The sequence below is a fragment of the Catenulispora acidiphila DSM 44928 genome (assembly GCF_000024025.1).
GTDB lineage: Bacteria > Actinomycetota > Actinomycetes > Streptomycetales > Catenulisporaceae > Catenulispora > Catenulispora acidiphila.
This window is the reverse complement of record NC_013131.1, coordinates 4,285,655-4,311,869: the sequence shown is the minus strand read 5'-3', so window position 1 is coordinate 4,311,869 and position 26,215 is coordinate 4,285,655. Positions and strand designations below refer to the sequence as shown.

The window sequence follows — 26,215 nt, the reverse complement described above, 5'->3', positions numbered from 1 at the left end:
AAAAAACCAGGAGGGGTAACCCGACCATGCACCGTCCCGAGGCCCTGCTCGTGATGCGGCCCGACACCTACCGGCTCCAGTTCGGCGCCGAGGAGCTGCGCCGCCTGCGCGCGCTCGCCGAGCTCGGCGACCCGGTCTGGACGGACGACCTCGACACGCCGCGCGTCCGCGCCCGCCTCGCCGAGACGGAGGTGCTGCTCACGTCCTGGGGCTGCCCGGTCCTGACCGAAGAGCGGCTGGACGCGGCGCCGAAGCTGCGGGCCGTCTTCCACTGCGCCGGCAGCGTCCGGCCGATCGTCTCCGACGCCGTGTGGCGGCGTGACGTCCTGGTGACGAGCGCCGCCGAGGCGAACGCGACGCCGGTGGCCGAGTACACCCTGGCCGCGATCATCTTCGCCGGGAAGCAGGCACACGTCCTGGCGGCCCAGTCCCGGCTCAAGCCCGTCGACTGGTACGCCGTCGGCGACCGCGAGGACCTGTCCAACTATGGGCGCACGATCGGGATCGTCGGCTTCTCGCGGATCGGCCGCCGGGTCCTCGAGCGGTTGCGGGCGCTCGACACCGCCGCCGTGCTCGTCGCCGATCCGTACGCCGACTCGGAGGCCGTGGCCGCGGCGGGCGGACAGCTGGTCGAGCTCGACGAGGTGCTGAAGCGCTCGGAGATCCTGTCGCTCCACCTGCCGGAGCTGCCCCAGACCCGGGGGTCGATCGGCGCGCGCGAGCTGGCCCTGCTGCCGGACGGCGCGACTGTCGTGAACACGGCGCGCGGCTCGGTCATCGACACCGCCGCGCTGGAGCGCGAGTGCGCGTCGGGCCGGCTGAACGCGATCCTCGACGTCACCGACCCCGAGCCGCTGCCGGCCGATTCGCTGCTGCCGAGCCTGCCGAACGTGATGATCACACCGCATATCGCCGGCTCGCTGGGGACGGAGACCCGGCGGATGAGCGCGCAGGCCCTGAGCGAACTGGAGCGGTTCGTCCGCGGCGAAGCACCGTTGGACGCGGTCACGCGCGAAGTGCTGGCGGTGAGCGCATGAGCGCGAGGGTGCCGAATCCACCCCTGTCGGACGAGTACCTGCCAGGCGCCGACATCTCGCCTTACACCGGCTGGACTCGTGCCGACTGGACCGCCCTGGCGGACCGCATGCTTCTCGCGGCCGACCGCTACGCCTCACCGGCCAAAGCCCTGATAACGCCGCCCGGCGCGCCCGGCGGCTACGGAACGGCGATCGACGGCCTCGAAGGCTTCGCCCGGACCTTCCTGCTGGCGGGTTTCCGGGTCGCCGGGGAGCGCGGCCGGGACCCGCTGAACCTGCTGGAACGCTACGCGAGCGGCGTGGCGGCCGGCACCGACCCGTCGTCGCCGGAACGCTGGACGTCGCCGAGCGAGCACGGCCAGGCCAAGGTGGAGGCGGCGTCGATCGCGCTGATCCTCGACATGACGCGGCCGTGGCTGTGGGACCGCCTCGGCGCGGGCGTTCAGGAGCGCGTCGTGAACTACCTGGCACAGGTGGTCGGGGACCAGGACTATCCGAGGACGAACTGGGTTTGGTTCCGCATCGTCGTCGAGCAGTTCCTGGCGTCGGTCGGCGGTCCGTGGTCCCTGGAGGACATGGAGTCCGACCTGGCCGTCCACGATTCGTTCGTCCGCGAGGGCGGCTGGTACTCCGACGGTGCCGAGCGCAGCTACGACCACTACTGCGGGTGGGCTCTGCACCTGTACCCGATCCTGTGGAGCCGGATGGCCGGCGCGAAGCGGCTCGCCGCCCCGCGGTTGCCCGCCTACACCGAGCACCTCGACCGATATCTCCTCGACGCGGTCCGCCTGGTCGGCGCGGACGGCTCGCCGCTGATCCAGGGCAGGAGCCTGACATACCGCTTCGCGGCGGCGGCACCGTTCTGGGTCGGGGCGTTCGCCGAGACCGGGGCGCTGGATCCGGGCCTGCTGCGGCGGGCCGCCGGGGGAATCGTCAAACACTTCGTCGATCGCGGAGCGCCGGACGAGGACGGCCTCCTGACGCTCGGCTGGCACCACGCCTGGCGGCCGATCGCGCAGAACTACTCAGGGACCGGTTCGCCGTACTGGGCCGCCAAGGGCATGCTCGGCCTTGCGCTTCCGGCCGACCACCCCGTGTGGACGAGCACCGAACAGCCGCTGCCGGTCGAAGAAGCCGACCAGCTGGCCGTCATCGCCGCCCCGGGCTGGGCCCTGAGCTCGACCAAGGCCGACGGCGTGGTGCGCGTCTACAACCACGGCACCGACCATGCGCGGCCAGGGGACCGGACCGGCGACTCGCCGCTGTACGCGCGGCTGGGGTACTCGACGGGGACCGCGCCGATCCTCCTCGACGAGGGCTGGGACGCGCCGCTCGACCAGGCGGTCGTACTGCTCGACGGCGCGGGGAACGCCACGCACCGGAGCGGGTTCGAGACGCTCGGCGTGGCAGCGCTCGACGGTGCGGCGGTACTCGCCTCACGAGCCCGCTGCCACTGGATCACGCCCGGCGCCGCCGGACCGGATCCCGATCACGGCTCGGGCCGGCACGGCGAGGCCCGCGACGCGGCCGTCGTCACGACGGTCTCCATCGTCCGCGGCGCATGGGAAGTGCGCTGCGTGTACGTCGACCCGTCCGACGCGCCCGGCTGGTCCGACGTGGCCGCCCTGCGCATCGGCGGCTGGCCGATCTCGGCCGGCGAGCCTCCGGCCGCCACGATCGGCGTCTCGCCCGCGAGCGCGAGCGCCGTCGGCGGCGGCCACACCTCGACCGTCGTCGGCGTCGTCGGCGACGTCGGCTTCGCGGATGAGTCCGCGACCAGCGCCACCGCCGGCGTCCACCGCCTCGAAGACGCCACACCGCTCGGTGAATGGACCGCGACCCCCTGGCTCCAGACACCCCCGCGCGCCGCCACCTGGACCATCGCGGCCCTGGCCCTCAACGGCGGCCGCGTCACACCGCGCGTCGTCCTCACGGGCTCCGAGCGCGCGCCGACCGTCGCCATCACCTGGCCCGACGGAGTCACCACCAGTGCACCGCTGCCCGACCTCCACCTCATGTCTGCCTGATCCGCCTGACAATCAAGGGAATCCTCATGGACAGAAGGAAGTTCCTCACGTTCTGCGCCACCGCGGCAGCCGCCGCACCCCTGGCAGCGTGCGGCTCGAGCAAGAGTTCCCCCGCCGGCGCGGCGGCCGCCGACAGCTCCCCGGTCGAGCTGACGGTCAGCGTCTGGAGCCTGGCCTCGACCCCTGAGTTCCACGCCTTGTTCGACGCCTTCCACCAGGCGAACCCGAACATCACCATCAAGCCCGTCGACATCCTCGCCGCCGACTACCCGACCAAGGTCACCACCATGCTCGCCGGCGGCGACAGCACCGACGTCATCACGATGAAGCAGGTCAGCGACTACTCCCTCTACGCCGCGCGCGGGCAGCTCAAGGACCTGACCTCGATCGCCACCTCGGGTGCGGCCGCGACGCTCAACGGCCTCGACAGCTACAAGACGAAGGACGGCAAGTACTACGCCCTGCCCTATCGGCAGGATTTCTGGGTCCTGTTCTACAACAAGAAGCTCTTCACCGCGGCGGGCAAGCAGGCTCCGGACAACCTCACCTGGGACCAGTACAGCGACCTGGCCAAGTCCGTCACCACCGGCTCCGGCGGCGACAAGGTCTACGGCACGTACCACCACATCTGGCGCTCGGTGGTCCAGGCGATATCGGCCGCGCAGACCGGTGGGAACCTGCTCGGCGACGACTACAGCTTCTTCACCGACCAGTACAAGATGGCGCTCGGGATCCAGGACGCGGGCGCGACGCTCGACTTCGCCACCGCGACCACGCAGAAGACCGGGTACGCGACGGTGTTCGAGACCTCGAAGGCCGCGATGCTGCCGATGGGCACGTGGTTCATCGCCAAGCTGCTCGCGGACAAGAAGTCCGGCGACACCGACGTCGACTGGGCCATCGCGCCGATGCCGCAGCGGCCGGGCGGGAGCACGGTCACCACGTTCGGTTCGCCGACGGCGTTCGCCGTCAACAAGAAGGCCAAGCACGCGGCCGCGGCCGAGAAGTTCGTCCAGTTCGCCGCGGGTCCCGAGGGGGCCAAGGCGATCACCGCGATCGGCGTCGTGCCCTCGCTGCTGTCCGACCAGACTCGGCAGGACTACTTCGCGCTGACCGGGATGCCGACGGACGACGTCTCGAAGAAGGCGTTCAAGCCGGACAAGGTCGTGCTGGAAATGCCGGCCAGCGACAAGTCCTCGAAGATCGACGCGATCCTCACCGAGGAGCACCAGCTGGTCATGACCAAGCAGAAGTCCATCGACGCCGGGATCAAGGAGATGGGCTCCCGCGTCAAGAACGAAGTCAGCTAGACCCGTTCGACCAGACCCGTTCGACCAGACCGGGGTCACCAGGACCCGGTCGACCAGACCCTGGGCGGTTCCGGCGGGGAGCAGGAGTTCCCCGCCGGGAGAGGATACCGATGGCTGACCTGATCACCGCGGCACCGGCGACGGCGAGCGCCGGGCCCCCGACGTCCCGGCGCGACCCGCGCGCGCGCCGGCGCCAACGTCGCAACACCCTGATCGGCTGGAGCTTCATCCTGCCGAACTTCCTCGGCTTCGTGGCGCTCACGCTCATCCCGGTGATCGCCACCTTCGCCCTGTCGTTCACGAACTGGGACTCCTACAACCCGCCGAAATGGCTCGGGCTGAAGAACTTCCGCCGGCTGCTGAACGACGACTCCACCAAGGTCGCGCTGAAGAACACCCTGTACTACGCGTGCGGCCACGTCCCGCTGACGATCCTGGCCTCGCTCGGCCTGGCGCTGCTGCTCAACCGCAAGATGCCCGGCATCGCCTTCTTCCGCGCCGCCGCGTTCTTCCCGTACATCACGTCGATGGTCGCCGTCGCGCTCGTCTGGAACATGCTCTTCAACCCGCAGTCGGGGCCCGTGAACCAGTTCCTGCAGCTGCTCGGCGTGGCCCACGGACCCGGTTGGACGAGCAGCACCGCCTGGGCGATGCCCGCGGTGATCCTGACCAGCGTCTGGCGAGACATGGGCTACTACATGATCCTCTTCCTGGCCGGGCTGCAGACAATCCCCAGGGAGCAGTACGAGGCCGCGTCGATGGACGGCGCCAAGAAGTGGCAGCAGTTCCGCGCCGTCACGCTTCCCGGGCTGCGGCCGACGACGTTCCTCGTCCTGGTCCTGCTGACCGTGCAGAGCTTCAAGATCTTCGACCTCATCGTCGTCATGACCAACGGCGGCCCGGGCCGGGCGACGCTCGTGCTCTCCCAGCAGATCTACCGGCAGGGCATCGTCGAGGGCGACTTCGGCTACGCGTCGGCGATCTCGGTCCTGCTGTTCTTCCTGGTCCTGATCCTCACCCTGACTCAGTTCTGGTTCAACAATCGCAGGGAGCGCTCATGACGACGACGGCGACGACGAGCCCCGCCGGCCGGCGACCGTCCGGCACCGGCGGCGGCGGACGCCAGGCGGCGCGCAGCCCGCGAGCCCTCGCCGCCCGCGTCGCGCTCTACGCGGTGCTGATCACGGCGGCGGCGGTGATCCTGGTCCCGTTCGTCTGGATGGTCAGCTCGTCGCTGAAGCGCAACAACGACGTCTTCACCATCCCGATCCAGTGGATCCCGCACGACGTCCGGTGGCGCAACTTCACCGACATCTGGACGAAGATCCCGATGTCCACCTACCTGCGCAACACCGTCTTGCTGAGCACGGTGATCACGTTCCTGCAGGTGCTGACCGGGAGCTTCGCGGCCTACGGGTTCGCCAAGGTGCGCTTCCGGGGCCGCGACGGACTGTTCGTGGTCTACGTCGCGACGATCGCCCTGCCCTGGCAGGCATACATGATCCCGCAGTACATCATGATGCAGAAGGCGGGCCTGACGGACACGTTCCTGTCGCTGATCCTGATCCAGGCCTTCGGCGCGTTCGGCGTCTTCCTGATGCGCCAGTACTACCTGACGATCCCGGACGAGCTCTGCGAGGCGGCGCGCGTCGACGGCCTGAGCGAGTACGGGATCTGGGCCCGGATCATCCTGCCGCTGTCCCGTCCGGCGCTGGCGAGCCTGGCGCTGCTGACGTTCGTGAACACCTGGAACGACTACATGGGGCCGTTCATCTACCTGACGAGCAACAACCACTGGACGGTGCAGCTCGGGCTCCAGTCCTTCGTCGGCCAGTACGACGCGGACTACGCGATGATGATGACCGGCTCGGTGCTGTCCGTGCTTCCGATTCTGGTGATCTTCCTGCTCGGGCAGCGGTACTTCATCGAGGGCATCGCGACGTCCGGAATGAAGGGCTGAGGTCGTGATGAGTACTGATGGCGGGAAGGCCGCCGGCCTGGCCCGCGCCGCGAAGGTGACCCGCGCCGCCACCGTGACGCACGCCGCCACCGCGACCAGCGCCGGCCGTATCCCCTACGAGACGCTTTTCAGCACGGTGTGCGCTGGGCTGCTCCTCAACATCTGTCTGGCGGCCGCGGTGCTGCCGGTGCTGCTCGCGCTCGCGTTCACCGGGTCGCCGCTGGCCGCGTGGCCGTTCTTCGTCGGACTGTCGGCGCTGTGCGCGCCGGCGGCGTCAGCAGCGTTCGCCGCGTTCGAAGCGCTGTCCGGCGGCGAGCACCGCGTGGTGCGGACGTTCTGGTCCGCGTACCGGACGGGCTTCGGGCGGTCGCTGCTCGTCGGCGTCGCGGCTTCGGCCGCGGCGATCGTGCTCGGGGCCGATCTCCAGCTCGCCGTCGGAACGTCCCTGGCCGCGGCCACGCCGCTGCTCGCGGTGCTGATCGCGTTGGTCATCGCAGTGACGCCGACCGTGCTGGTCGCCGCCATGAGGCCGACTGTGTGGGTCTTCGCGGCGACAGCTGATGTTGCGAGCGCCGCGACCTCGGCGGGGCGGGCTCGCAAAAGCCGCCTCCTGTGGGCGTGCGCCTATCTCTGCATCCGCAAGTGGTACCTGAGTCTGGCCAACTCGGCGGCACTGGCCGTGCTGCTCGCAGCGGTCCTCGCCAAGCCGGCGGTCGGTCTTTTCCTGGCTCCCGCACCCGTGCTCTACGTGGTGTGGGCGAATGTCCGGCACGTCATCGCACCACTAATCGAGAGGTGAACCGATGAGATCGTCGTCCGAGCACAACCCAGATCGCAAAAGCCTGGCCGCCAAGCTCCGAATTCTCGCGGCGGGCGCGCTCGCCGCCACGAGTCTGGTGGCGGCCGGGCAGATCCCGGCGCACGCGGCCACCGCCGCGGCCGCTTCCACCTCCCAGTTCAAAGGCGTGAACTGGGCCGACCAGCGCGACAACTTCGTCAACGGCGTCCTGTACCCCTCCGGCCTCAACGCCTCCGACACCCACGCCTCCGCCTCGACGGTCGCGGCCCAGGTCGTGGGCCAGCTCGACACGATCACCGGCGCGAACACCGTCCGGATGCCGATCAACGAGCCGACCGTCTCGACCTACTGGAGCACCTACACCGGCGCGATCGACGCGGCGCTCACCAAGGGCAAGGTGATCCTCGCCTACTGGGCCTACAGCGGCGGGAAGCCCACCAGCACGGCGGCGTTCAACCAGATGTGGGACACCGTCGTCGCCTCGTACGGGAGCAACCCGAACGTGTACTTCGAGGTCATCAACGAGCCTTACGGCTACAGCTCCACGGACTTGAACAACTTCTACAACACCTGGCTGACCAGGTATCCCGCCGTCCCGCGCGGTCAGGTCATCCTCGACGGTACGGGCGACGCCACGAACATCGCGGGAGTCGCCGGCGACAGCCGGCTGGCGAACACGCTGCTCGCAGTGCACTACTACACGTTCTTTGCCGGAACATCCACGAACGAGTCCGACTGGGCGAACGGCATCGCGAACGAGATCGGCAGCTATGCGAGCCGGACTGTCGCCACCGAGTGGGGCGCGCCGATGAGTCCCGGCAGCAAGAACGGCGTCCACTACGACACGATCAACTATGACGTGCCGGGCGGGAACTTCTTCGACGCCTACGTCCGGGGCGTCAGCAGCGAGCTGCGCAAGCTCGGCGTCGGCAGCGTGTACTGGCCGGGGCTGCGTGACGGCGACTGGTACAGCCTGACCAGTAAGACCGGTACCGGTGCGTCGATCGCGCTGACGCTGGTGAACGCCTCCGGGCTGGACCGGCTGCAGTACGCGTGGGGAATCGGCAACGGCGGTGGCGGCGGCGGGACGTACGACCAGATCCGTGACGTGGCCACCGGCCTGTGCGTCGACGGTCTGGGCAGTACCACAGTCGGTACCAATGCCAGCCAGTCCAGCTGCGTCACAGGCGACACCAACCAGGAGTGGACCATCGTGAGCAGCGGGGGTTACGTCCGTATCCAGAACCGCGCCACCGGCCTGTTCCTCGACGGCATGGGCCGCACGACCAACGGTTCAGCAGCCGGTCAGTACAGCAGCTCCACCAGCAACAACCAGCAGTGGACCGAGGTGAGCACCGCCGGCAGCGCCCGCTTCCAGAACCGCGCGACGGGCTTGTACCTCGACGGCATGGGCCGCACCTCCAACGGCTCCGACCTCGGCCAATACGCCGGCAGTACCAGCACCAACCAGCAGTGGACTCTGGTATCCGCGAGCTGACCGCCGGCGTTTGGAAGTCTTGAGGGATTGGATTTGTCGACCATGCTCACATCTCCGGCGGAGTCGCTGCCGGTGTCGACGGCGAGTAACCGCCCAGTGTGGTCGGCGTAGGAACTGGACCCGGTCACGCTCCAGTCGGTGCGTGACCGGGCCACAGTCGAACACGCGAAACCGACCCTCCCGGCGAGCTTGGGCACTCATGCGGCCCGGACCTGGACCTGGTCGATCTCGTGATCGTGGCTTCTTGACGGAAGCACACAGCTTCACGGCAAGGACTGACCTTGGGGCGACGTTGCCGCCGCTACCCACGCCGGGGAGGCCGCCCAACACCTCGAGGAGTTCCTCGCCGCCGGTCCGTGCGCGCCGCGGTATCGAAATCAGCGCACTGCGATGCGCTGCCAGTGCTGGCTGATGTCGCCGGTGTCGGTCTGCTGGGTGATGCCGGCCAGGTCCGACGTCGAGTCCTGGCTGACCCCCAGCACCTTGCCGCTGCGGACGCACACCAGCTTGACGTAGCCGTTGCCAGCGTCGGCGAGCGTCCACTCCTGGTTCGTGCCCGAGTTGGCGGGCCACTGGACGATGGCGGTGCCATCGGCGGTGCTTCCGCCGTTGACGTCGGCGACCATGCCGGAGTTGATGTTCGTGACCGTGTAGCCGGTCGCGGCCGGGGCGAACTTCCACTGCTGGTTCGGCGAATTGTGCAGCGTGTACTGGATCAGGGCGGTGCCGGCGGTCGTCGACGATCCGGGAACGTCGATCGCCTTGCCGCTGCGGCGATTGACCAGGTTGAAGACCGTCGCGCGCGGAGGCGGGACGACCGTGACGGTGCCGCCGCTGCCGATGGTCACCGCCTGCGACCAGGCGCCGAACTTCACGGTGGTGCCGGCGCCGGGCGTGCCGTGCAGGGTCGCCGTGGTCACCTGCCCGCCGGACCATGCCATGTCCAGCGCCATCGCGCCGCGGACCGGGACGCCGGTGACGCTGCCGGCGACCGACCAGGCGTCCGGGAGCGCGGGGAGCAGCTCCACCAGGCCCGGGCGGTGGTAGACCAGCATCTCGATCATCGCGCTGGGGGTGCCGAAGTTGGCGTCGATCTGGAACACCGAGCTGCTGCCGAAGCTGTACATGTCGAAGAGGTTGATCGCCGCCCCGTTGCTGAAGTTCACCGAGGGCCGCAGCACGGTCGTCACCGCCTGATAGGCCATGCCCGCGTTCTTCAGCCGTGCCCAGCACAGCGCGCGCCAGGCCATGCCCCAGCCGAACGAGTTCATGCCCCGCGCGGTCAGCAGGTTGGTGACGCCGGTGAGCAGCGCCGCCGGGCTCTGGTCGGCGGTGACGCGGTCGCCGGGGAACAGGCCGACCAACGGCGACAGGTGACGGTGGGTGAGGTCGGAGGTGTCGAGGTTGTCCGGCGTCATCCACTCCTCGAGCCAGCCGGTGGTGGGGCTGACCTGCGGCAGGTAGAGGTTCGCCTGGAGGCCGGCGATGGTGGCGGCGTAGGCGGCGTCCTGGTTCAGCTTCGCCGCCGCCGCGGTGTAGTTCTGGAAGAGCTGCCACACCAGTTCTTGGGCGTAGGTGATGCCCTTGGCGTTCGTCGGCCCGTGCTCGGGCGACCAGTCGGCGTCGTCGATCAGCTTGCCGGTGCCGGGATCCGTGACGAGCCGGGCCTGCCAGAACTGGCAGGCGCCCTTGAGCAGCGGGTAGATCCGCTGCAGGTAGCCGGCGTCCAGCGTGAACTCGTAGTGGCTGTACAGGGCGTTGGCCAGCCAGGCGTTGCCGGCCGGGTGCCACCACCATCCGCCGCCGCCCCAGGTGTTGGTGCTGATCGCGACGGTCCAGCCGGCCACCTTGCCGCTGCTGTTCCGGAACCCGTTGGTCGAGCTCTGGAACAGGCTCTGGGTCGTGGCCGTCCACCCCGGCAGCTGCGCGACGCAGTAGTTCGCGAACGCGTCGAAACAGGATCCCAGCCCGGCCCGGTCGGGCAGCCAATAGTTCATCTGGACATTGATGTCGGTGTGGTAGTCGCTCATCCACGCCGGATTGTTGTTGTCCAGCCACAGTCCCTGCAGGTTCGTCGGCAGCGACCCCCGTGAGCCGGTGATGGCCAGGTACCGGCCGAACTGCAGGTAGGACGCCTCCAGCTCCGGGTCCGGCGCCGCACCGGACGCAGCGCGCGCCGTGAGCCGAGAGGGGGTGTCCATGGCGCGCTGCGCGGTGCTGGAGGTACCGAGGTTCACGGTCGTGGCGTTGTACAGCGCCTGGTAGTCCGCGACATGGGTGGCCAGCAGCGAGTCGCCGCTGACGCCGGCGACGGCGTGGGCCTTGGCGACGGCGACGGACAGCGGGATCAGGGTGCTGTCCTTGTAGCCGACAGTGCGGTCCGGCTTGTAGTTCGTCCCGCCGGAGAACACGAGGATCACCTCGCTGCACGACGTGAAGGTGACACTGCTGCCGGAGACCGCGACCCGGCCGCCGGTGGCGGTCACCGCGACCGCGCACGCGTACTTCAGGCCGTTGGCGAGCGTGCCGCTGAACGAGGCGGTGAGACCTGCCGGATCGGCGCTGGTGGTCTCGCCGTGCGTGCCGCTGAGCGAGACGCTGCCGGTGTAGCTGCCGCCGCCGCTCTGCTTGAGCCGCACGATGAGCACGTCGTCCGGGTTGCTGGAGTAGACCTCACGCGTGTACGTGACGCCGTTGTACTGGTAGGACGCTGACACATACCCGTTGCTGAGGTCCAGCACCCGCTGATAGCCGGAGACGGCCGACAGCGCGTGCGCCGGGACGGAGACGTGCGCCTGGGCCAGCGACTGGTACGAACCGAAGTTGTCAACGCCGTACGGAAACTGGCCGTCGCTGCCGAGGCTGGCGTTGGCGCCCCCGGTCCACAGCGTGATGTCGGTCAGGTAAAGCGCGTCCGACGCCGGGTCGCCGGTCACCATCGCCCCAAGCCGCCCGTTCCCGACCGCCAGTCCCTCCTGCATGATGTTCGCCGCGCTGCCCGGCGAGGTGTACCAGAGCCGGGTGGCGGTGGCCGGCGGGACCAGCCTCAGCGCGCCGGGCCGGGTCACGGCCCGCGCCTTCGAGGTGAAGACCGGCAGCCCGCTGATCGCGAGGGAGGCGCCGAGCACCCCGCCGAGCTTCAGCAGCGAGCGGCGATCCACCCCCGACCCGGGCCCGGACGAATCACCGGGGAGTGACGCAGTGCTCATAATGCTGTCCTCTCCTTAGCAGGCGGTGCATGGCCGCCAAGTTTCACAGAGCTCCGATGTTTTGACAACCGCACTCCAGAGCGTGTGCGATTCACAGTGGAATAGACCAAAGAGCGGCGCCTTGAAAACGCCAATGGTCGGATGACTATCGCGATCTTCTGAGAATTCCGGCTCCGGCCGGATCGATCACGGGCCGAGGGCGACGCTGCTGCCCACGTCGCCGGCGATCAGCGCCCTGACGCTGTCATTCGGTCGCTCGCGCGGGCCGATGAGATGAGTGAGCGCGACGTGCTTGGCGGCGGCCCGACGATGAGGCGGCCTTGCCGCCGCTCGTTATGAAGGGCATTGGTTCACAGAATGCCGCTACCGCCTGCGAATGGGAGCGTGAACCGGGCGTGAGCGGAGCCGGATCGCGCTGCTGGGAGCAAGCCGTTCGGAGCGGGTGCGGGCGGTGCCCGTTGTAGTGGTCCTCGTATTCACGCAGCAGCCGCAGCAGATGTTCCACATCCCGCGTTTTGGCGGGGTGCCCGGACACCGGTGCGGATCACGTCGATCCCGGCGGCGGTGAACACCGTGTCGTCCGGCTGTCGGCCGGGGACTTGCCGGCGGCGCGACTTTAGCTGCCGATGACGGCCGCCAGCGTGAACGCCCCTGCGTGACGGATGGACCTGGCCCATCGGGGCTCTGGATCGTCGCCGCGCACCGCGGAGGATTTTCAAGCGCGCTTATATCCGTACAAGAAGGTTCCGGCGCAGCGTCGCCGGACGCGGCAGCTACGCGGGCGAGGCGGACGTGTGGGCCGACGTGATTGTCGATTACTGGGAACGTACGGGCCGAGCGCGGTCCGCAAGCCACCGTCGGCAGCCTGCTGCGAAGCCGATTCGGCACACGCTACGCCTCCGTAGCCATCGGCTTCCATCACGGGGATCTTGGCGTCGCCGTCGTCCCGGATCCGGCTCCGGACCTGATCGACGTCGTGCTCGGCGAGGCGGCGGACCGGCCGGCGTACTGGCTGGACCTGCGTGCCGCGCCGGTCGGCCGCTGGGACGACGCGGCAAAGATCCGCGTCATCAGCGGCGTCTACGATCCATCTCGTGACGCCGCTGAACACATGGCCGTGACCTCCCTCACCGCCGCATTCGATGTGCTCGTCCACATTCGCCGGGCATCGCCGGTGCGGTGGCTGCCGATCGGCCCTTGACGCATCGCGAACGCGGTCACAGTCGGGCCGGGATCAGTACGGGTCGCCGACGGTGTAGTTGGAGCTTTTGTACCCGTGCCCGGAGGCGCCGTAGTAGTCGCCGGTCACGACGAACTCGACGTTCCACGGGTTGGTATATGTGTCCTGGCCGGACACCACGTCGGTGTCGCCGTAGCACGGCGCGGTCGGCGTCGTGGGGTTCCCGTTGGGGAAGCTGTAGTTCTCGAGGAAGACCTCGGTCCAGGTCGGGCCGGCGTATCCCGCGTCGACCGCGACCTGCAGGCGGGGCCAGGTGTACGAGGACTGGCGGCACACGTTGAACGAGTAGCGGAAGGTGTTGCCGCCGTCGTCGAACTGCACCCAGCCGTCGGCCCGGCCGATCTGGGTCGCCCCGCCTGTCGAGTTGTAGTAAGTGACCTGGACGGACACCGGATATGTGGTCCCCCAGGCGGCATGCGCCGGAGTTGTACCCAGCAGCGTCCCGCCGACGAGAGCGGCCGAGGTGGCCAGGACGCCTGCGATGCGTCGTCCGGTCGGTCTGTTCATCGACTACCTCCGAGGTGTGGCCCGACATCGATTCGACCGCGCCCGCATACCTGCTCGTGGGTCAGGATGAATATGCGGGCGCTGGTCACTGGGGAATCTAGGGACCGGAATCGGAAGTGTCATGGCGGATCGGCGCTTTTGCGCGCATTATCTGGGCTCTCGCAACGAAACAGCCACGTCGGTCACGGCGAGGTCCGGTTCACAGGACCGCGGACAGGAAGGCCCGGGCTCGGTCGTGGGTGGGATGGTCAAGGACGGCGGCGGGTGCGCCGGACTCGACGATCCGGCCGCCGTCCAGGAAAACTGCGGTGTCGGCGACTTCGCGGGCGAAGCCGATTTCGTGGGTGACGACGATCATTGTCATGCCGCTGTGCGCGAGGTCTCGGATGACGGCGAGGACCTCGCCGACGAGTTCCGGGTCCAGGGCTGAGGTCGGCTCGTCGAATAGCAGGACTCGTGGTTCCATCGCCAGTGCCCGGGCGATCGCCACTCGCTGCTGCTGGCCGCCGGACAGGTGGCGCGGGTAGGAGCCCTCGCGGCCGGCCAGGCCTACCCGGGCCAGGAGGTCGACAGCCCGGTTCACGGCGTCGGCCTTGGCGAGTCCCCGCACGGAGACCGGAGCCTCGATGAGGTTCTCCAGGACGGTCAGGTGCGGGAACAGGTTGAACTGCTGGAAGACCATGCCGACCTGTGCTCGCTGCCGGGTGACGGTTTTGCCGTGCAGTTCGTGCAGCTTGCCGCCGCCGTCGTGGCGGTAGCCGATGATGTCGCCGCCGATCTCGACGAAGCCCGCGTCCGGCCGCTCCAGGTGGTTGACGCACCGCAGCAGGGTCGACTTGCCGGAGCCGGAGGGCCCGAGCAGCACGGTCACCTCGCCCTCGCGGACGTCGAGGTCGATCCCGTCCAGGACGCGGTGCGCGCCGAAGCTCTTCTTCAGGCCTCTGATGCGGACCAACGGTGTCCCGGTCACGGCGTTGCCGCCTTCGCGCGAGCCGGCCGTCCGGCTCTGCCGAACAGCGGGAGATTCGCGGTGAACGCCTGCCGGAACCCGGGGAACCCGGTGTCGCCGCGCCGGTCGGTGCCGCGGGCGTAGTGCCGCTCGACGAAGTACTGGCCGATGGACAGGACCGTCGTGAGCGCGATGTACCACAGCGTCGCGACCAGCAGCAGCGGGATGACCTGGAAGTTCTCGTTGTAGATGAGCTGCGTGGAGTACAGCAGGTCCTGTACGGCGATGACGCTGATCACCGACGTCGCCTTGAGCATCCCGATCAGCAGGTTCCCGGACGCCGGGATGATCGACGGCATCGCCTGCGGCAGCACGATCCTGCGGAAGATCCGCCCCTTGCCCAGCCCGAGCGCCTGCGCGGCCTCGACCTGTCCGGACGGCACCGCCAGGATGCCTCCTCGGATGAGCTCCGAGGAGAAGGCCGCGACGTCGAGCGTCAGCGCGATGAACGCGGCGAAGACCCCGTTGAACAGGTGCGCGGTCTTGACGCCGGCGAACTCCGGCCCGAACGGGATCCCGAACGACAGCCTCGGATACAGGGAGGCGATCTCATACCAGAAGAGCAGCTGTACCAGCAGTGGCAGGGAGCGGATCAGCCACACGAAGCCGAAGCTCAGCGACTTCAGGATCGGGTTCGGCGACAGCCGCATCGCCGCGACGCCGGTCCCGATCAGGTAGCCGGCGGCCAGCACGGCGGCGGTGAGCCAGAGCGTGAGCTCCAGGCCGTGCAGGATCGAGGCCTGGAAGAGATAGTGGCCGACCACGTCCCACTGGAAGCGCCGGTTGGTCAGCAGAGTGTTGACCAGCATCGCCAGCAGCACGAGCAGGACGGCCGCCGAGATCCACTGACCGGGGCGGCGCAGCGGGACGAGCTTGGCGGACAGAAGCTGCTCGTCGGTGGATGGGTGGTCGGGTCCGGATACGGCGGCGGCGTCCCGTTCGACGGCCGCCGATGGCGCGGGAGCTGAGATCCCCGCGGGGATCTCGGCCGAGACTTCGGAGGTCATGGCTGTGTGCTTTCGCTGGTGTCGGGGTGCACCGAAACACGCCGCGTCGCAGGGGGCGCGCCGTCGCAGAAGGCGGGAGAAGGAGGGCTGTGCGAGTGCTCGCGGTCAGTCTCAGACGGCCTGGGACGCGCCCGGACACAGCGCGCTGCTCACCCGGAGCAGGTCGACGTGGCGCCGCAGGACCCGGAGCTGGGAGTACATTGCCCGCATGCGGATCACCTCGCTGTCGCCGTCACGGTAGCCGATCTCCCCGGTGGACAATGTCTATTCGGACTATGGGGATTGTGTACCTTGCCATCATGACGAAGCAAGCCCCTGATCCGTCAGATCTGTCTCACGTCCTGGACGATCCCGCCCGCCACGCGCTGCTCGGACCGCACGCGGAGTTCGCCGAACGCGTCGGCGACGTGCTGCGCTATCCGCCGGAGATGTCGTTCTTCACCTCGCTGCCGCCGCGTCCCACCGAGGCGGACTGGCGGGACGCGGCCAAGCTGCTCGGTCCCGGCGGGATCCTGACCGCCGCGTCGGACGCCGTACCGGACAGGCCCGGCTGGGAGGTCGTGATGGCGTTGCCCGGCGTGCAGCTGGTCGACGACGGCATCGCCGCCGCCTCCGATCCGGAGGCGGTCCGGCTCACGGCCGCCGACGTCCCGGAGATGACCGCCCTGGTCGAGCACGCCAAGCCCGGGCCGTTCCGGTCCCGCACCATCGAGATGGGCACCTACCTGGGGATCCGCCAGGAAGGCCGGCTGGTCGCGATGGCCGGCACGCGGCTGCACCCGCCGGGCCACGCCGAGATCAGCGCCGTGTGCACGCACGCCGACTTCCGCGGCCGCGGGCTGGCCGCCCGGCTGGTGCTCGCCGTCGCGCACGACATCCGCTCCCGCGGCGAGATCCCGTTCCTGCACGCCGCAGCCGACAACACCGCCGCGATCCGCCTGTACGAGGCGCTCGGATTCCGGCTGCGCCGCACCGTGGTCTTCGGCGGCATCCGGGTGCCGGCCGAGTAGAGCCGGTCGCGACCCCCGGCGGTCCAGTATTCGAGAAACCCGTCGGGGACTGGATACAAGAGCCGTTTCCAGTGCTCTACTATCCCCATAAGATCTATAGGGTAAATGCTTCTGGTCAGGGGAAGGGGACGGACATGGACCGAGCCGTCGGCACCTTCTCGCGTCGTCACATCGACCTTCAGCGCATCGCCAGCGCACTGTGTTTGGGTCTGTGTCTGTGTTTGGGTCTGTGACCCGGCACCGGTAGCACGGGGCCACACCACACCACCCTTCTCGTCGGCTGAATCCGGCGCCACCTTCCCCTGCCGTCTCAACTCTCTGCGTCCCATCGAGCAGGAAGCGAATTCCGCATGCCCGCAAACGCCCCGCTCCATTTGGCCATCGCGCTCAACGACGCCGGCTGGCACCCCGCCGCCTGGCGCGAGCCCGACGCCCGCCCCTCCGAGCTGTTCTCGGCCCGCTACTGGGCCGACCAGGTCGCCGAGGCCGAGCGCGGCCTGGTCGACTTCGTCACGATCGAGGACTCCCTCGGGGTGCAGTCCGGTGACTACCACAGCGCCGACGACCGGACCGACCAGGTCCGCGGGCGTCTGGACGCGGTCCTGATCGCGGCCCGCGTCGCGGCCGTGACCCGCACCATCGGCCTGGTCGCGACCGGCGTGGTCACCCACACCGAGCCGTTCCACCTGTCCAAGGCGATCGCCACGCTCGACTACGCCTCGACCGGCCGGGCCGGCATCCGGATCCAGGTCACGGCCCGGGGTTTCGAGGCGGACCTGTTCGGGCGCCGGACGTTCCCGCCCTTCCGGCTTGAGGACTTCGAGACGCCGGAGGTCCAGGCGCTGACCGCAGAGCTCTTCGACGAGGCCGTCGACTACGTCGAGGTGCTGCGCCGGCTCTGGGACAGCTGGGAGGACGACGCCGAGATCCGCGACGCGGCCACCGGCCGGTTCATCGACCGGCACAAGCTTCACTACATCGACTTCGAAGGCGCCCACTTCAGCGTCAAGGGCCCCTCGATCACGCCCCGGCCGCCGCAGGGGCAGCCGCTGGTCACGGCGCTCGGCCACGCGACCGTCCCCTATCGGCTGATCGCGCGCGCCGCCGACGTCGGCTTCGTCACGCCGCGCTACGCCGACCAGGCCGCGGAGATCGTCGAGGAGATCCGGCACGAGCAGGAACTGGCGGGCCGGGCCGCCGAGAGGCTGCACATATTCGGCGACGTCCTGGTCTTCCTCGACGAGACCGAGGCAGCCGCACGGGACCGCCGTGCCCGCCTCGACGCCGTCGCGGGCAGCGAGCTCACCAGCGATGCGCACATCTTCGCCGGCACCCCCGCACAGCTCGCCGACCTGCTCGCCGACTGGCATCGCGCCGGGCTGTCCGGCTTCCGGCTGCGTCCGGCGACCGTCCCCCACGACCTGGAGCAGATCACCCGAGGCCTGGTCCCCGAACTTCAGCGCCGTGGGCTGTTCCGCCGTTCCTATGAGGCCGACACCCTGCGCGGGCTGCTGGGTCTGGAACGGCCCGCGAACCGATACGCGTCCGCCGCTGTCTCAACCACGGTCTCACCCTCTGTCTCACCTTCTGTCTCAGCTTCTGTCTCTGCCGGCGAGCCGGCAGCGGAGGCCGCCGACTCCTCCTTCGCAATAGCCTGAGAAAGAGCGCATCCATGACCAAGCCCGTCAAGCAGATCCATCTCGCGGCGCACTTCCCCGGCGTCAACAACACCACGGTCTGGAGCGATCCGGAGGCCGGCAGCCACATCGACTTCAGCTCCTTCGAGCACTTCGCGCGCACCGCCGAGCGCGCCAAGTTCGACTTCCTGTTCCTGGCCGAGGGACTCCGGCTGCGCGAGCAGGGCGGCGAGATCTACGACCTGGACGTCGTCGGCCGCCCGGACACCTTCACCGTGCTCGCCTCGCTGGCCGGCGTCACCACCCGGATTGGCCTGACCGGCACGATCAACTCCACCTTCAACGAGCCCTATGAAGTGGCGCGGCAGTTCGCGTCCCTGGACCACCTGTCCGAAGGGCGCGCCGCGTGGAACGTCGTGACCTCCTGGGACGCCTTCACCGGCGAGAACTTCCGGCGCGGCGGGTTCCTCGCCGAGCAGGACCGGTACTCGCGGGCCGAGGCGTTCCTGCACACGGCGTGGGAGCTGTTCGACTCCTGGGAGGGCGCCCGGATCGTGGCGGACAAGGAAGCGGGGACCTTCCTGTCCGACCCGCACGCGGGGTCCTTCCGGCATCAGGACCAGCACTTCGACATCTCAGGGCGCTTCAACGTGCCGACCTCCCCGCAGGGCCGTCCGGTGATCTTCCAAGCCGGGGACTCCGACGCGGGCCGGGAGTTCGCCGCCTCCAGCGCGGACGCCATCTTCAGCCGGCACAGCACGCTTGACGACGGCCAGGCTTTCTACACCGACGTCAAGAGCCGGCTGGCCGAGTACGGGCGCGCCCACGACGATCTGCTGATCCTCCCGGCCGCCACCTTCGTCATCGGGGACACCGCGGCCGAGGCCGTCGATCTGGCCCGCGACGTGCGGCGCGCGCAGGTGAGCGGCGCGACGGCGATCAAGTTCCTGGAGCAGCTGTGGAACCGGGACCTGAGCTTCCTCGATCCGGACGGTCCGCTGCCGGCTGTCGACCCCGAGGCCGGGGAGCAGACCGTCTCGCGCGGCCGGGCGAGCGTCCGCGCGTTCGGCGACCGGCTGCGGATCGCCGGCGAGTGGCGGGCCAAGGCCGAAGCCGGGAACCTGTCGATCCGTGAGCTGGTCATCGAGACCACGGCCCGGCAGACGTTCGTCGGCACGCCGGAGGCCGTCGCCACCGAGATCGACGAGCTGGTCCAGGCCGACGCCGCGGACGGCTTCATCCTGGTGCCGCATGTGACGCCCGGCGGCCTGGACGCCTTCGCCGACAAGGTCGTGCCGATCCTCCAGGAGCGCGGCGTGTTCCGCGCCGATTATGAAGGCACGACGCTGCGCGACCATCTCGGCCTCGGACCCGCCCGACCGGCCCGCACGCTGGAGTCGGTGACCGCATGAGGTTCCTGACCATATCCCTGATCGTCCACGCCCCCGATCCGATCAGCGGCGAACAGACCTCGACGAACGAACGGTTCCGCCAGGTCGTCGACGCCGCCGTGCTCGCCGAGGAACTGGGCTTCGACGGGTTCGGCGTCGGGGAGCGCCACGAGCGCCCGTTCATCTCTTCCTCGCCGACGGTCGTCCTGTCGCACATCGCCGCGCTGACGTCGCGGATCAAGCTGTTCACCGCGGTCACGACGCTGAGCCTGCTGGACCCGGTGCGGGCCTATGAGGACTATGCGACGCTCGACCACCTGTCCGGCGGGCGGCTGGAGCTGATCATCGGCAAGGGGAACGGCTCGGCGCAACGGGAGCTGTTCCATGTCACTCCTGAAGACCAGTGGGATCGGAACGCAGAGTCCTACGAGCTGTTCCGGCGGATCTGGCGCAACGACAAGGTGTCCGCCTCGCCACGGTTCCGGCCGGAGTTGCGGGACGCCGAGGTGTGGCCGCGTCCGCTCCAGCAGCCGATCCGCATCTGGCACGGAAGCGCGACCAGCCGGGAGTCGGTGGATCTGGCGGCGCGGTATGGCGATCCGCTGTTCTCAGCCAACGTGACCAACCCGATCCAGCCGTACGCCGAGCTCATCGACTACTACCGGGAGCGCTGGGAGTTCTACGGCCACGATCCGGCGCTGGCCGCCGTCGGCGCCGGCAGTGCCGGTTTCTACGCGGCGCGGACGTCCCAGCAGGCGGTCACGGACTACGCGCCGGTGTTCGCCGGGCATCTGGCGATGGTGAAGCGCCTGGGCGGCGAGCCGGTCTTCCCGACCCTGGAGGACTTCGTGGAGCGGAGCTCGGCGCTGGTCGGAAGCCCGCAGCAGATCATCGAGAAGGTCCACCGGTATCACGAGAAGTTCGGACACAGCGTCCTGCATCTCCAGGCTGAGCCGAGCGGCTTGAGCTTGTCGGCGCACCGAGCCTCGCTGGAGCTGTTCCAGTCCGACATCGCCCCGGTGTTGCGGCGGGAGATCCCGGATCCCCCCTGGGAGTGGGAGTCCGGTCCGGGTTCCGAACCCGGCCGCGAACCCGAAGACAAGCCAGTGCTCGAACTCGTCTCAGCCCGCGAAGGGGTCTGATCATGGCCAACACACCGCTCGCCGTCCTGGACCTCGTGCCGATCAGCTCCGGCTCCACCGCCTCGCAAGCCCTGCAGAACAGCATTCACCTGGCGCAGAAGGCGGAGCTGTTCGGCTACACGCGCTACTGGTTCGCCGAGCACCACCTCAACCCCGGCGTCGCCGGGACGGCGCCGGCCGTCGTGCTCGCGCTGACCGCCGCCGCGACGAAGACCATCCGCCTCGGCTCCGGCGCCGTACAGCTCGGCCACCGGACCGCGTTGTCGACGGTCGAGGAGTTCGGGCTGCTGGACGCGCTGCATCCCGGGCGGTTCGATCTCGGGCTCGGGCGTTCGGGCGGATCCAAGACCTCGCTCCAGCCCAAGGTGCCCGCGCTGGCCGGCGCCGGCTCGGCGATCGTCGACGGCTACACGGCCAACGGTCTGCGCATCCCCAAGCCGTTCGACTTCCGTCCGCTGCTAAACTCGCCGCGCTTCGCCCTTCACAGGACCCTGCTTCAGCAGCCGAACGCCGAGACCCCGGAATACAGTTCGCAGATCGACGACATCCTGGCCCTGCTGGCCGGGACCTACACCGACGCGAACGGCCAGCAGGCGCACGTCGTCCCCGGCGAGGGCGCCGACCTCCAACTGTGGATCCTCGGCAGCAGCGGCGGCGTCAGCGCCGAGACGGCCGGCGCGCGCGGACTGCGGTTCGCGACGAACTATCACGTCAGCCCGGCGACCGTCATCGAGGCCGCGGAAGGCTATCGGGCAGCGTTCCAGCCTTCTGCGACACTCGGGCAGCCCTACATCAGCGTCTCCGCCGACGTGGTGGTCGCCGAGACCGAGGCGAGGGCGCGCGAGTTGGCGACCGGCTACGGCGCCTGGGTCCGCAGCATCCGCACCGGTGAGGGCGCGATCCAGTTCCCGACGCCGCAGGACGCCCGGAAGTTCGCCTGGACCGAGGAAGACCGGGCTCTGGTCGAGGACCGGGTCCAGACCCAGTTCGTGGGCACGCCGGAACAGGTCGCCGACCAGCTGGAGACGCTCCGGGACGCGGTCGGAGCCGACGAACTGATCATCACGACCATCACCCACGACCACGCGGACCGCGTGAACTCCTACCGGCTGCTGGCCAAGGAGTGGGCCGGACGCAAGTGAGTCCCACTGCCCGGCGACCGATTCGTTCTGCGAGGAGTATCCGATTCCACGACGACCCAAGTCAGGGGTAGAAGAATGAACGACGTCGAAATCGTGGCCCGGTCCGGCACGGTCCTGCTGGAGGATCCTTCCTGGGACTCTCTCGTCGATGAGGCGGGGACGCCGTTCCAGAGCCGCCGCTTCCTGCTCCCGTGGTGGCGCGACACGCGAATCAAGAGCCCTGGGTCGCAACTGCTCGCCGTCGAGGTCGTCGACGGGCTCAGAACGGTCGGCGTCTGCGCCTTCGAACTGTCCGGCGGTCTGCTGTCGTTCGCCGGCGGCCAGGACGTGGTGGACTACATGGGTCCGGTCTCGGCGGAGGGTCGGGAGAAGGAAGTCGCGCAAGCCTTGGCGCGATGGGTTCTCGAGGGAGCGGAGTGGAGCTCAGCGCGCCTGGGCGGTCTGACACCCGCCGAAGTGACAGCCCGGGAGCTGATCGAGGCGGTCTTGTGCCGCGTGCCCACGGCTCGGGTCGAGACCTATGATCAGGCGCCCGGCATCGACGGAGCTCCCCACGGGTACCTCACTTTGCTGAACTCCAAGCGGCGCCTGGACGTCCTGCGCAAGCGCAACCGCCTGGTCGAGGAAGTCGGCGAGGTGCGCCTGGAGGCCTCGACTCCGGGAACGCTGCCGGAAGCGCTCGACCGGCTGCTGGTCTGGAAGTCCGCCGCCGGTACCGCCACCGCGGATTTCGTCGAGGAGTACGGACGGCTGTTGGCAGACCTGCTCGGGGAATTAGCTCTGGGCGGCTCCGGACACGTCGTGGAGTTGTGCGCCGGCGACCGACGGCTGGCCTCGGCCATCGTCTTGCGCCACCGCACGACGACGTACCTCTACAACATGGCATACGACCCGGCCCTGATCTCCGATGCCGCGGTCGGCCTGGCTCCAGGGGTCGTCCTCGTCTCATACCTGGTCGAACAAGCCCTCGATGCGAACTGCCGGTTCGACTTCTTGAAGGGCGCCCAGGACTACAAGCGGCGCCTGGGCGGCGTGCCCCGAGATCTGGCCGCCATCATCGTCGAGCGCTGATCGCTGAGCCGATCGTGCCGGGAAAGGTGCGGACTAGGGACTTATTCGTAATACCGAAAGGTTCGTAGACCGCAGAATTCTCGAGCCGCCTTCTCCCTCTCCCCCAGCTCACATCGTGGACGCCGGCGGTGGCAGATTGGCCGCCGAATACGACGTATCCGCAGGTCACTGACTGGCGGAGCGCGACAGGAGGTGGCGTAACCGAAACGAGACCGAACCGGCCTGATCTGCAACTAGCATTTCCAGGAGCGTGAACAATGCCTCTGCGGTTCTCCTAACGACGCCGGCCCAAGAAAGGAGTGAGTGCCTCGGTGAACGGCCATTCCATCGTCGCCGGCACTCCTCCCACCATTCGGCGGCGGCGTGCCGACCAGGCCAGGCAGATCGCCGACGTGCTGCGCCAGCAGGTTCTCAACGGCGCGTACCACGACCGGATACTTCCGGGGGAGAACGCGCTGATCCGCGAGTTCGAAACGACCCGCAACACCGTGCGGGAGGCGCTGGACCTGGTGCGCTCGGAAGGCTTGGTGGACCGAGTGCCGGGACTGGGTACGCGGGTGGCGGCTGAGAAGTACCCGCACGGCCTGGACATGCTGCTCGGCCTCGCCGAGACCCTCGGCGCGCACGGCCCGGTCACCAACGAGGTCCGGACCGCCGGACTGGCCACCGCGCCGCCGTCCATCGCGCGCCACCTCGGTCTGCCCGACCGCGCGCCGGTCGTCTACATCGAGCGGCTGCGCAGTGTCAGCGGCCTGGTCCTCTCCCTGGACCTGACGTACCTCGCACCGGAGATCGGCGAGCCGATCCTGGCCGAGGACCTCGAGCGCACCGACATCTTCTGCCTGATCGAGCGGATCACCGGGCGGCGGCTCGGCGAGGCCGAGATCAGCCTGGAGGCGGTCAACGCCGACGCGCACTGTGCCGATCTGCTCGAAGTGCCGCGCGACTCCGCGCTGCTGATGCTCGAACGGCTCACCCGGCTCGACGACGGGCGCCCGGTGGACCTGGAGTACATCCGCTTCCGCGGCGACCGCATGCGGATGAGCGGCCGGCTGGTCCGGCCCACCGTGACCGTGCCGGATGCGGGCACGGACACAGACACAGACACAGACACGGACGCGGCCGCGTGAACGCCGTGCGCGCCGCGTATCCCGCGATCGTTCAGCTGTATCTGGTGACCAGGCCGTACGTCGACTTCGGACACACCAACAGCGCCCTGTGTCGCCCGTGTCGCTGACGACCGCCCAGCGCTGAGCAGCTTTCCCTCCTGCCTTGAATCCGGCAGCCCGAGCCACTTTGGGAGTACCCCCATGCCACTTATCGAGAATTCGCGCTCTGATGTGCCCGTCACGATCGACGAGTCCCTGTGTATCGAGGGCTGCACCCTGTGCGTCGAGGTGTGTCCCCTCGACTCGCTCGCCATCGACGCCGAGACCGGCAAGGCCTACATGCACGTCGACGAATGCTGGTACTGCGGCCCGTGCGCGGCGCGCTGCCCGACCGGCGCGGTGACCGTGAACATGCCTTATCTGTTGCGCTGACGGCACCGAGACACAGGGAGAGAAGAAGACTGTGATGAGGAGAACCACCGCCGTGGGTCGCACGGCGCTGGCACTGACCGTGCTCGCAGCCGCGGCGTCGTCCGCCGCCTGTTCCACGGGGAGCTCGGGGAACACCGTCAACGTCGTGGTCGGGTACCAGTCCAAGACCATCGACACGATCAACGCCGGGACACTGCTGCGCTCGCTCGGGTACTTCCAGCAGCAACTCGACGCGCTCGGCAAGAGCACCGGCAAGAAGTACACGATCAGCTGGCAGGACTACGCGACCGGCGCGCCGATCACGACGCAGATGGTCGCCGGGAAGATCGACATCGGCTCGATGGGCGACTACCCGCTGCTGATCAACGGCTCGACCGCGCAGCGGCAGGCCTCCACGGACACCGAGATGATCGCCGCCACCGGGTTCAACCTGCGCGGTGCGCTCAACCAGGTCGTCGTGCCGGAGAACTCGCCGGCGACCTCGCTGCGGGACCTGGCCGGAAAGGCGGTCTCGACCAGCGTCGGCTCAGCCGCCGACGGCACCCTCGTCAGGGCCCTGCAGAACGACGGGCTCAATCCCGCCAGCGCCGTGCACGTCGTCAACCAGCAGCCCTCGGTGGGCGCCTCGGCCCTGCAGGCCGGCTCGGTCGCCGCGCTGTCGCAGTTCGCCGCGTGGCCCGCACAGCTCGTCTACGCCGGACAGGCCAAGGTGCTGTACGACGGCGGCGCCCTCAACGTGCCGACGCTGCACGGCGTGGTCGTGCGCACGTCGTACGCGAAGAGCCAGCCGGGCGTCGTCGACGCCTTCCTCAAGGCCGAGATCCAGACGACGCGCTATTTGCAGCAGAACCCGGTCAAAGCGTCGCTGTCGGTGGCCGCGACGACCGGTCTGGCACCCGAGGTCGTCTACCTCTACATCGGCGAAGACGGCCTGGTGACCTTCGACCCGACGCTCAAGCCGCAGGAGACCGCGGCGATGAGCGGCGATGTCCCCTTCCTCAAGTCGATCGGCGTACTCAACTCGATAAATCTGGGCTCTTTCATCAACGGCTCCTACCTCGAGAAGGCGTACGGCACCGGATACTCGACCGCGACGGCAGCCACCGCGAACCCGAGCACGGCCTCCGGGACCGACACCGGCTGCGGCCTGACCGTGGCCGCCGGCTCGCCGACCGCGTCCCAGGTCTGGCTCACCGGGGAGCAGTCCACGCATCCCGCGGCGACGCCGACCTGCGCGCTGCGGTTCGTGCGGCAGGCCCAAGCCCAGGGCAAGAAGATCGACACGACGTACGTGCCCGACGCGGCGTACGGAACGCTCTGGTTCGCGGACAAGGACATCTGGGTCAGCGACCCGGCGAACCCCGCGACTTCGCACTTGCAGCCCTTCACCACCCAGGACGAGGCGAACGCCTACCTCGCGGCCCACCACGGCTCGGCGATCGTGAGCTACGCCGCCGCACTCGCGCAGGCCTGATTCAGGAGTTCCGGACACCTCGTCCGGGAGTCCGGGAAGGAGAAACCCGTGCCGACCACGAACATCGCACGACGGCGCAGTCGCAGCATCTTGCCCAGCCCGGTTCAGGACGATCCCTGGAGCCTGCCCGGCTGGACGCCGTCAGAGGGCCTGTCAGACAGCTCCGAGACGGATCGGGCCGAAACCCGCCAAAGGCGCGATGGC

General features: G+C 68.9%; 22 protein-coding genes. 17 read left to right on the top strand and 5 right to left on the bottom strand.

What is annotated here, in order from left to right; genetic code table 11:
- The first annotated feature begins 26 nt into the window (after positions 1–26).
- From CACI_RS18925 to CACI_RS18895, 7 genes are all read left to right on the top strand, one after another.
- Positions 27–1,037: a hydroxyacid dehydrogenase gene (locus CACI_RS18925; protein ID WP_015792440.1), complete on the top strand. Its 1,011-nt coding sequence runs from the start codon at positions 27–29 to the stop codon at positions 1,035–1,037.
- Positions 1,034–3,064 carry a DUF2264 domain-containing protein gene (locus tag CACI_RS18920; protein ID WP_015792439.1) on the top strand — a complete coding sequence of 677 codons (2,031 nt, stop codon included), beginning with the start codon at positions 1,034–1,036 and terminating at the stop codon, positions 3,062–3,064. Before CACI_RS18925 ends, CACI_RS18920 begins: the two co-directional genes overlap by 4 nt.
- Before the next feature lie 26 nt (positions 3,065–3,090).
- Entirely contained in the window at positions 3,091–4,374 is a 1,284-nt protein-coding gene (locus tag CACI_RS18915) for an ABC transporter substrate-binding protein (protein WP_015792438.1), read from the top strand.
- A gap of 110 nt (positions 4,375–4,484) precedes the next feature.
- Positions 4,485–5,435: a carbohydrate ABC transporter permease gene (locus CACI_RS18910; protein ID WP_015792437.1), complete on the top strand. Its 951-nt coding sequence runs from the start codon at positions 4,485–4,487 to the stop codon at positions 5,433–5,435.
- On the top strand, positions 5,432–6,334 hold the full coding sequence (locus CACI_RS18905) for a carbohydrate ABC transporter permease (RefSeq protein WP_015792436.1): 903 nt from the start codon (positions 5,432–5,434) through the stop codon (positions 6,332–6,334). Before CACI_RS18910 ends, CACI_RS18905 begins: the two co-directional genes overlap by 4 nt.
- 7 nt (positions 6,335–6,341) lie before the next feature.
- Positions 6,342–7,133, top strand: coding sequence for a DUF624 domain-containing protein (locus CACI_RS18900; RefSeq protein ID WP_015792435.1), 792 nt, complete (start codon positions 6,342–6,344; stop codon positions 7,131–7,133).
- 4 nt (positions 7,134–7,137) lie between these two features.
- A complete protein-coding gene (locus tag CACI_RS18895) occupies positions 7,138–8,631 on the top strand; it encodes an RICIN domain-containing protein (RefSeq protein WP_015792434.1) in 1,494 nt (497 codons plus the stop codon).
- Positions 8,632–9,008: 377 nt separating this feature from the next.
- On the opposite strand, the gene CACI_RS18890 is transcribed toward CACI_RS18895, so the two are convergent.
- The gene (locus tag CACI_RS18890) at positions 9,009–11,840 is read right to left on the bottom strand and encodes a glycosyl hydrolase family 95 catalytic domain-containing protein (RefSeq protein WP_015792433.1); all 2,832 of its coding nucleotides are present in this window, start codon (positions 11,838–11,840) and stop codon (positions 9,009–9,011) included.
- 808 nt (positions 11,841–12,648) lie between these two features.
- Between CACI_RS18890 and CACI_RS18885 the strand changes: the two genes are divergently transcribed.
- Complete coding sequence (locus tag CACI_RS18885; RefSeq protein ID WP_015792432.1) at positions 12,649–13,041, top strand: erythromycin esterase family protein; 393 nt, start codon at positions 12,649–12,651, stop codon at positions 13,039–13,041.
- 33 nt (positions 13,042–13,074) lie between these two features.
- On the opposite strand, the gene CACI_RS18880 is transcribed toward CACI_RS18885, so the two are convergent.
- The 4 genes from CACI_RS18880 to CACI_RS53875 all read right to left on the bottom strand — a co-directional run bounded on the left by CACI_RS18880 (position 13,075) and on the right by CACI_RS53875 (position 15,813).
- The gene (locus CACI_RS18880) at positions 13,075–13,587 is read right to left on the bottom strand and encodes a hypothetical protein (protein ID WP_015792431.1); all 513 of its coding nucleotides are present in this window, start codon (positions 13,585–13,587) and stop codon (positions 13,075–13,077) included.
- A gap of 199 nt (positions 13,588–13,786) precedes the next feature.
- Entirely contained in the window at positions 13,787–14,557 is a 771-nt protein-coding gene (locus CACI_RS18875; protein ID WP_015792430.1) for an amino acid ABC transporter ATP-binding protein, read from the bottom strand.
- Positions 14,554–15,603, bottom strand: a complete 1,050-nt coding sequence (locus CACI_RS18870) for an amino acid ABC transporter permease (RefSeq protein ID WP_015792429.1) — start codon at positions 15,601–15,603, stop codon at positions 14,554–14,556. The genes CACI_RS18875 and CACI_RS18870 overlap by 4 nt, the downstream gene beginning before the upstream one ends.
- Before the next feature lie 111 nt (positions 15,604–15,714).
- Positions 15,715–15,813 carry a putative leader peptide gene (locus tag CACI_RS53875; protein ID WP_317623743.1) on the bottom strand — a complete coding sequence of 33 codons (99 nt, stop codon included), beginning with the start codon at positions 15,811–15,813 and terminating at the stop codon, positions 15,715–15,717.
- An 89-nt stretch (positions 15,814–15,902) separates the two neighbouring features.
- On the opposite strand from CACI_RS53875, the gene CACI_RS18865 reads away from it, so the two are divergent.
- The 9 genes from CACI_RS18865 to CACI_RS18825 all read left to right on the top strand — a co-directional run bounded on the left by CACI_RS18865 (position 15,903) and on the right by CACI_RS18825 (position 26,011).
- Positions 15,903–16,613: a GNAT family N-acetyltransferase gene (locus tag CACI_RS18865; RefSeq protein ID WP_190276773.1), complete on the top strand. Its 711-nt coding sequence runs from the start codon at positions 15,903–15,905 to the stop codon at positions 16,611–16,613.
- Between the two features lie 350 nt (positions 16,614–16,963).
- Positions 16,964–18,271 carry an LLM class flavin-dependent oxidoreductase gene (locus CACI_RS18860; RefSeq protein ID WP_015792427.1) on the top strand — a complete coding sequence of 436 codons (1,308 nt, stop codon included), beginning with the start codon at positions 16,964–16,966 and terminating at the stop codon, positions 18,269–18,271.
- A 14-nt stretch (positions 18,272–18,285) separates the two neighbouring features.
- Positions 18,286–19,662 (top strand): NtaA/DmoA family FMN-dependent monooxygenase, encoded by a 1,377-nt coding sequence (locus tag CACI_RS18855; RefSeq protein ID WP_015792426.1) that lies wholly within the window; start codon positions 18,286–18,288, stop codon positions 19,660–19,662.
- Entirely contained in the window at positions 19,659–20,783 is a 1,125-nt protein-coding gene (locus CACI_RS18850) for an LLM class flavin-dependent oxidoreductase (protein ID WP_015792425.1), read from the top strand. The genes CACI_RS18855 and CACI_RS18850 overlap by 4 nt, the downstream gene beginning before the upstream one ends.
- Before the next feature lie 2 nt (positions 20,784–20,785).
- Positions 20,786–21,925: an LLM class flavin-dependent oxidoreductase gene (locus CACI_RS18845; RefSeq protein ID WP_015792424.1), complete on the top strand. Its 1,140-nt coding sequence runs from the start codon at positions 20,786–20,788 to the stop codon at positions 21,923–21,925.
- 75 nt (positions 21,926–22,000) lie between these two features.
- Entirely contained in the window at positions 22,001–22,996 is a 996-nt protein-coding gene (locus CACI_RS18840; protein WP_015792423.1) for a GNAT family N-acetyltransferase, read from the top strand.
- 311 nt (positions 22,997–23,307) lie between these two features.
- Complete coding sequence (locus CACI_RS18835) at positions 23,308–24,126, top strand: GntR family transcriptional regulator (RefSeq protein WP_015792422.1); 819 nt, start codon at positions 23,308–23,310, stop codon at positions 24,124–24,126.
- 180 nt (positions 24,127–24,306) lie between these two features.
- Positions 24,307–24,537, top strand: coding sequence for a 4Fe-4S dicluster domain-containing protein (locus tag CACI_RS18830; RefSeq protein ID WP_015792420.1), 231 nt, complete (start codon positions 24,307–24,309; stop codon positions 24,535–24,537).
- A gap of 34 nt (positions 24,538–24,571) precedes the next feature.
- Complete coding sequence (locus tag CACI_RS18825; RefSeq protein ID WP_083795768.1) at positions 24,572–26,011, top strand: ABC transporter substrate-binding protein; 1,440 nt, start codon at positions 24,572–24,574, stop codon at positions 26,009–26,011.
- Positions 26,012–26,215: the final 204 nt, after the last annotated feature.

What these genes read in the sequence shown, in the direction of transcription:
- CACI_RS18925 (WP_015792440.1), top strand. Translation starts at nt 27, where the DNA reads ATGCACCGTCCCGAGGCCCTGCTCGTGATGCGGCCCGACACCTACCGG.
- CACI_RS18920 (WP_015792439.1), top strand. Translation starts at nt 1,034, where the DNA reads ATGAGCGCGAGGGTGCCGAATCCACCCCTGTCGGACGAGTACCTGCCA.
- CACI_RS18915 (WP_015792438.1), top strand. Translation starts at nt 3,091, where the DNA reads ATGGACAGAAGGAAGTTCCTCACGTTCTGCGCCACCGCGGCAGCCGCC.
- CACI_RS18910 (WP_015792437.1), top strand. Translation starts at nt 4,485, where the DNA reads ATGGCTGACCTGATCACCGCGGCACCGGCGACGGCGAGCGCCGGGCCC.
- CACI_RS18905 (WP_015792436.1), top strand. Translation starts at nt 5,432, where the DNA reads ATGACGACGACGGCGACGACGAGCCCCGCCGGCCGGCGACCGTCCGGC.
- CACI_RS18900 (WP_015792435.1), top strand. Translation starts at nt 6,342, where the DNA reads ATGAGTACTGATGGCGGGAAGGCCGCCGGCCTGGCCCGCGCCGCGAAG.
- CACI_RS18895 (WP_015792434.1), top strand. Translation starts at nt 7,138, where the DNA reads ATGAGATCGTCGTCCGAGCACAACCCAGATCGCAAAAGCCTGGCCGCC.
- CACI_RS18890 (WP_015792433.1), bottom strand. Translation starts at nt 11,840, where the DNA reads ATGAGCACTGCGTCACTCCCCGGTGATTCGTCCGGGCCCGGGTCGGGG.
- CACI_RS18880 (WP_015792431.1), bottom strand. Translation starts at nt 13,587, where the DNA reads ATGAACAGACCGACCGGACGACGCATCGCAGGCGTCCTGGCCACCTCG.
- CACI_RS18870 (WP_015792429.1), bottom strand. Translation starts at nt 15,603, where the DNA reads ATGACCTCCGAAGTCTCGGCCGAGATCCCCGCGGGGATCTCAGCTCCC.
- CACI_RS53875 (WP_317623743.1), bottom strand. Translation starts at nt 15,813, where the DNA reads ATGCGGGCAATGTACTCCCAGCTCCGGGTCCTGCGGCGCCACGTCGAC.
- CACI_RS18865 (WP_190276773.1), top strand. Translation starts at nt 15,903, where the DNA reads ATGACGAAGCAAGCCCCTGATCCGTCAGATCTGTCTCACGTCCTGGAC.
- CACI_RS18860 (WP_015792427.1), top strand. Translation starts at nt 16,964, where the DNA reads ATGCCCGCAAACGCCCCGCTCCATTTGGCCATCGCGCTCAACGACGCC.
- CACI_RS18855 (WP_015792426.1), top strand. Translation starts at nt 18,286, where the DNA reads ATGACCAAGCCCGTCAAGCAGATCCATCTCGCGGCGCACTTCCCCGGC.
- CACI_RS18850 (WP_015792425.1), top strand. Translation starts at nt 19,659, where the DNA reads ATGAGGTTCCTGACCATATCCCTGATCGTCCACGCCCCCGATCCGATC.
- CACI_RS18845 (WP_015792424.1), top strand. Translation starts at nt 20,786, where the DNA reads ATGGCCAACACACCGCTCGCCGTCCTGGACCTCGTGCCGATCAGCTCC.
- CACI_RS18840 (WP_015792423.1), top strand. Translation starts at nt 22,001, where the DNA reads ATGAACGACGTCGAAATCGTGGCCCGGTCCGGCACGGTCCTGCTGGAG.
- CACI_RS18830 (WP_015792420.1), top strand. Translation starts at nt 24,307, where the DNA reads ATGCCACTTATCGAGAATTCGCGCTCTGATGTGCCCGTCACGATCGAC.
- CACI_RS18825 (WP_083795768.1), top strand. Translation starts at nt 24,572, where the DNA reads ATGAGGAGAACCACCGCCGTGGGTCGCACGGCGCTGGCACTGACCGTG.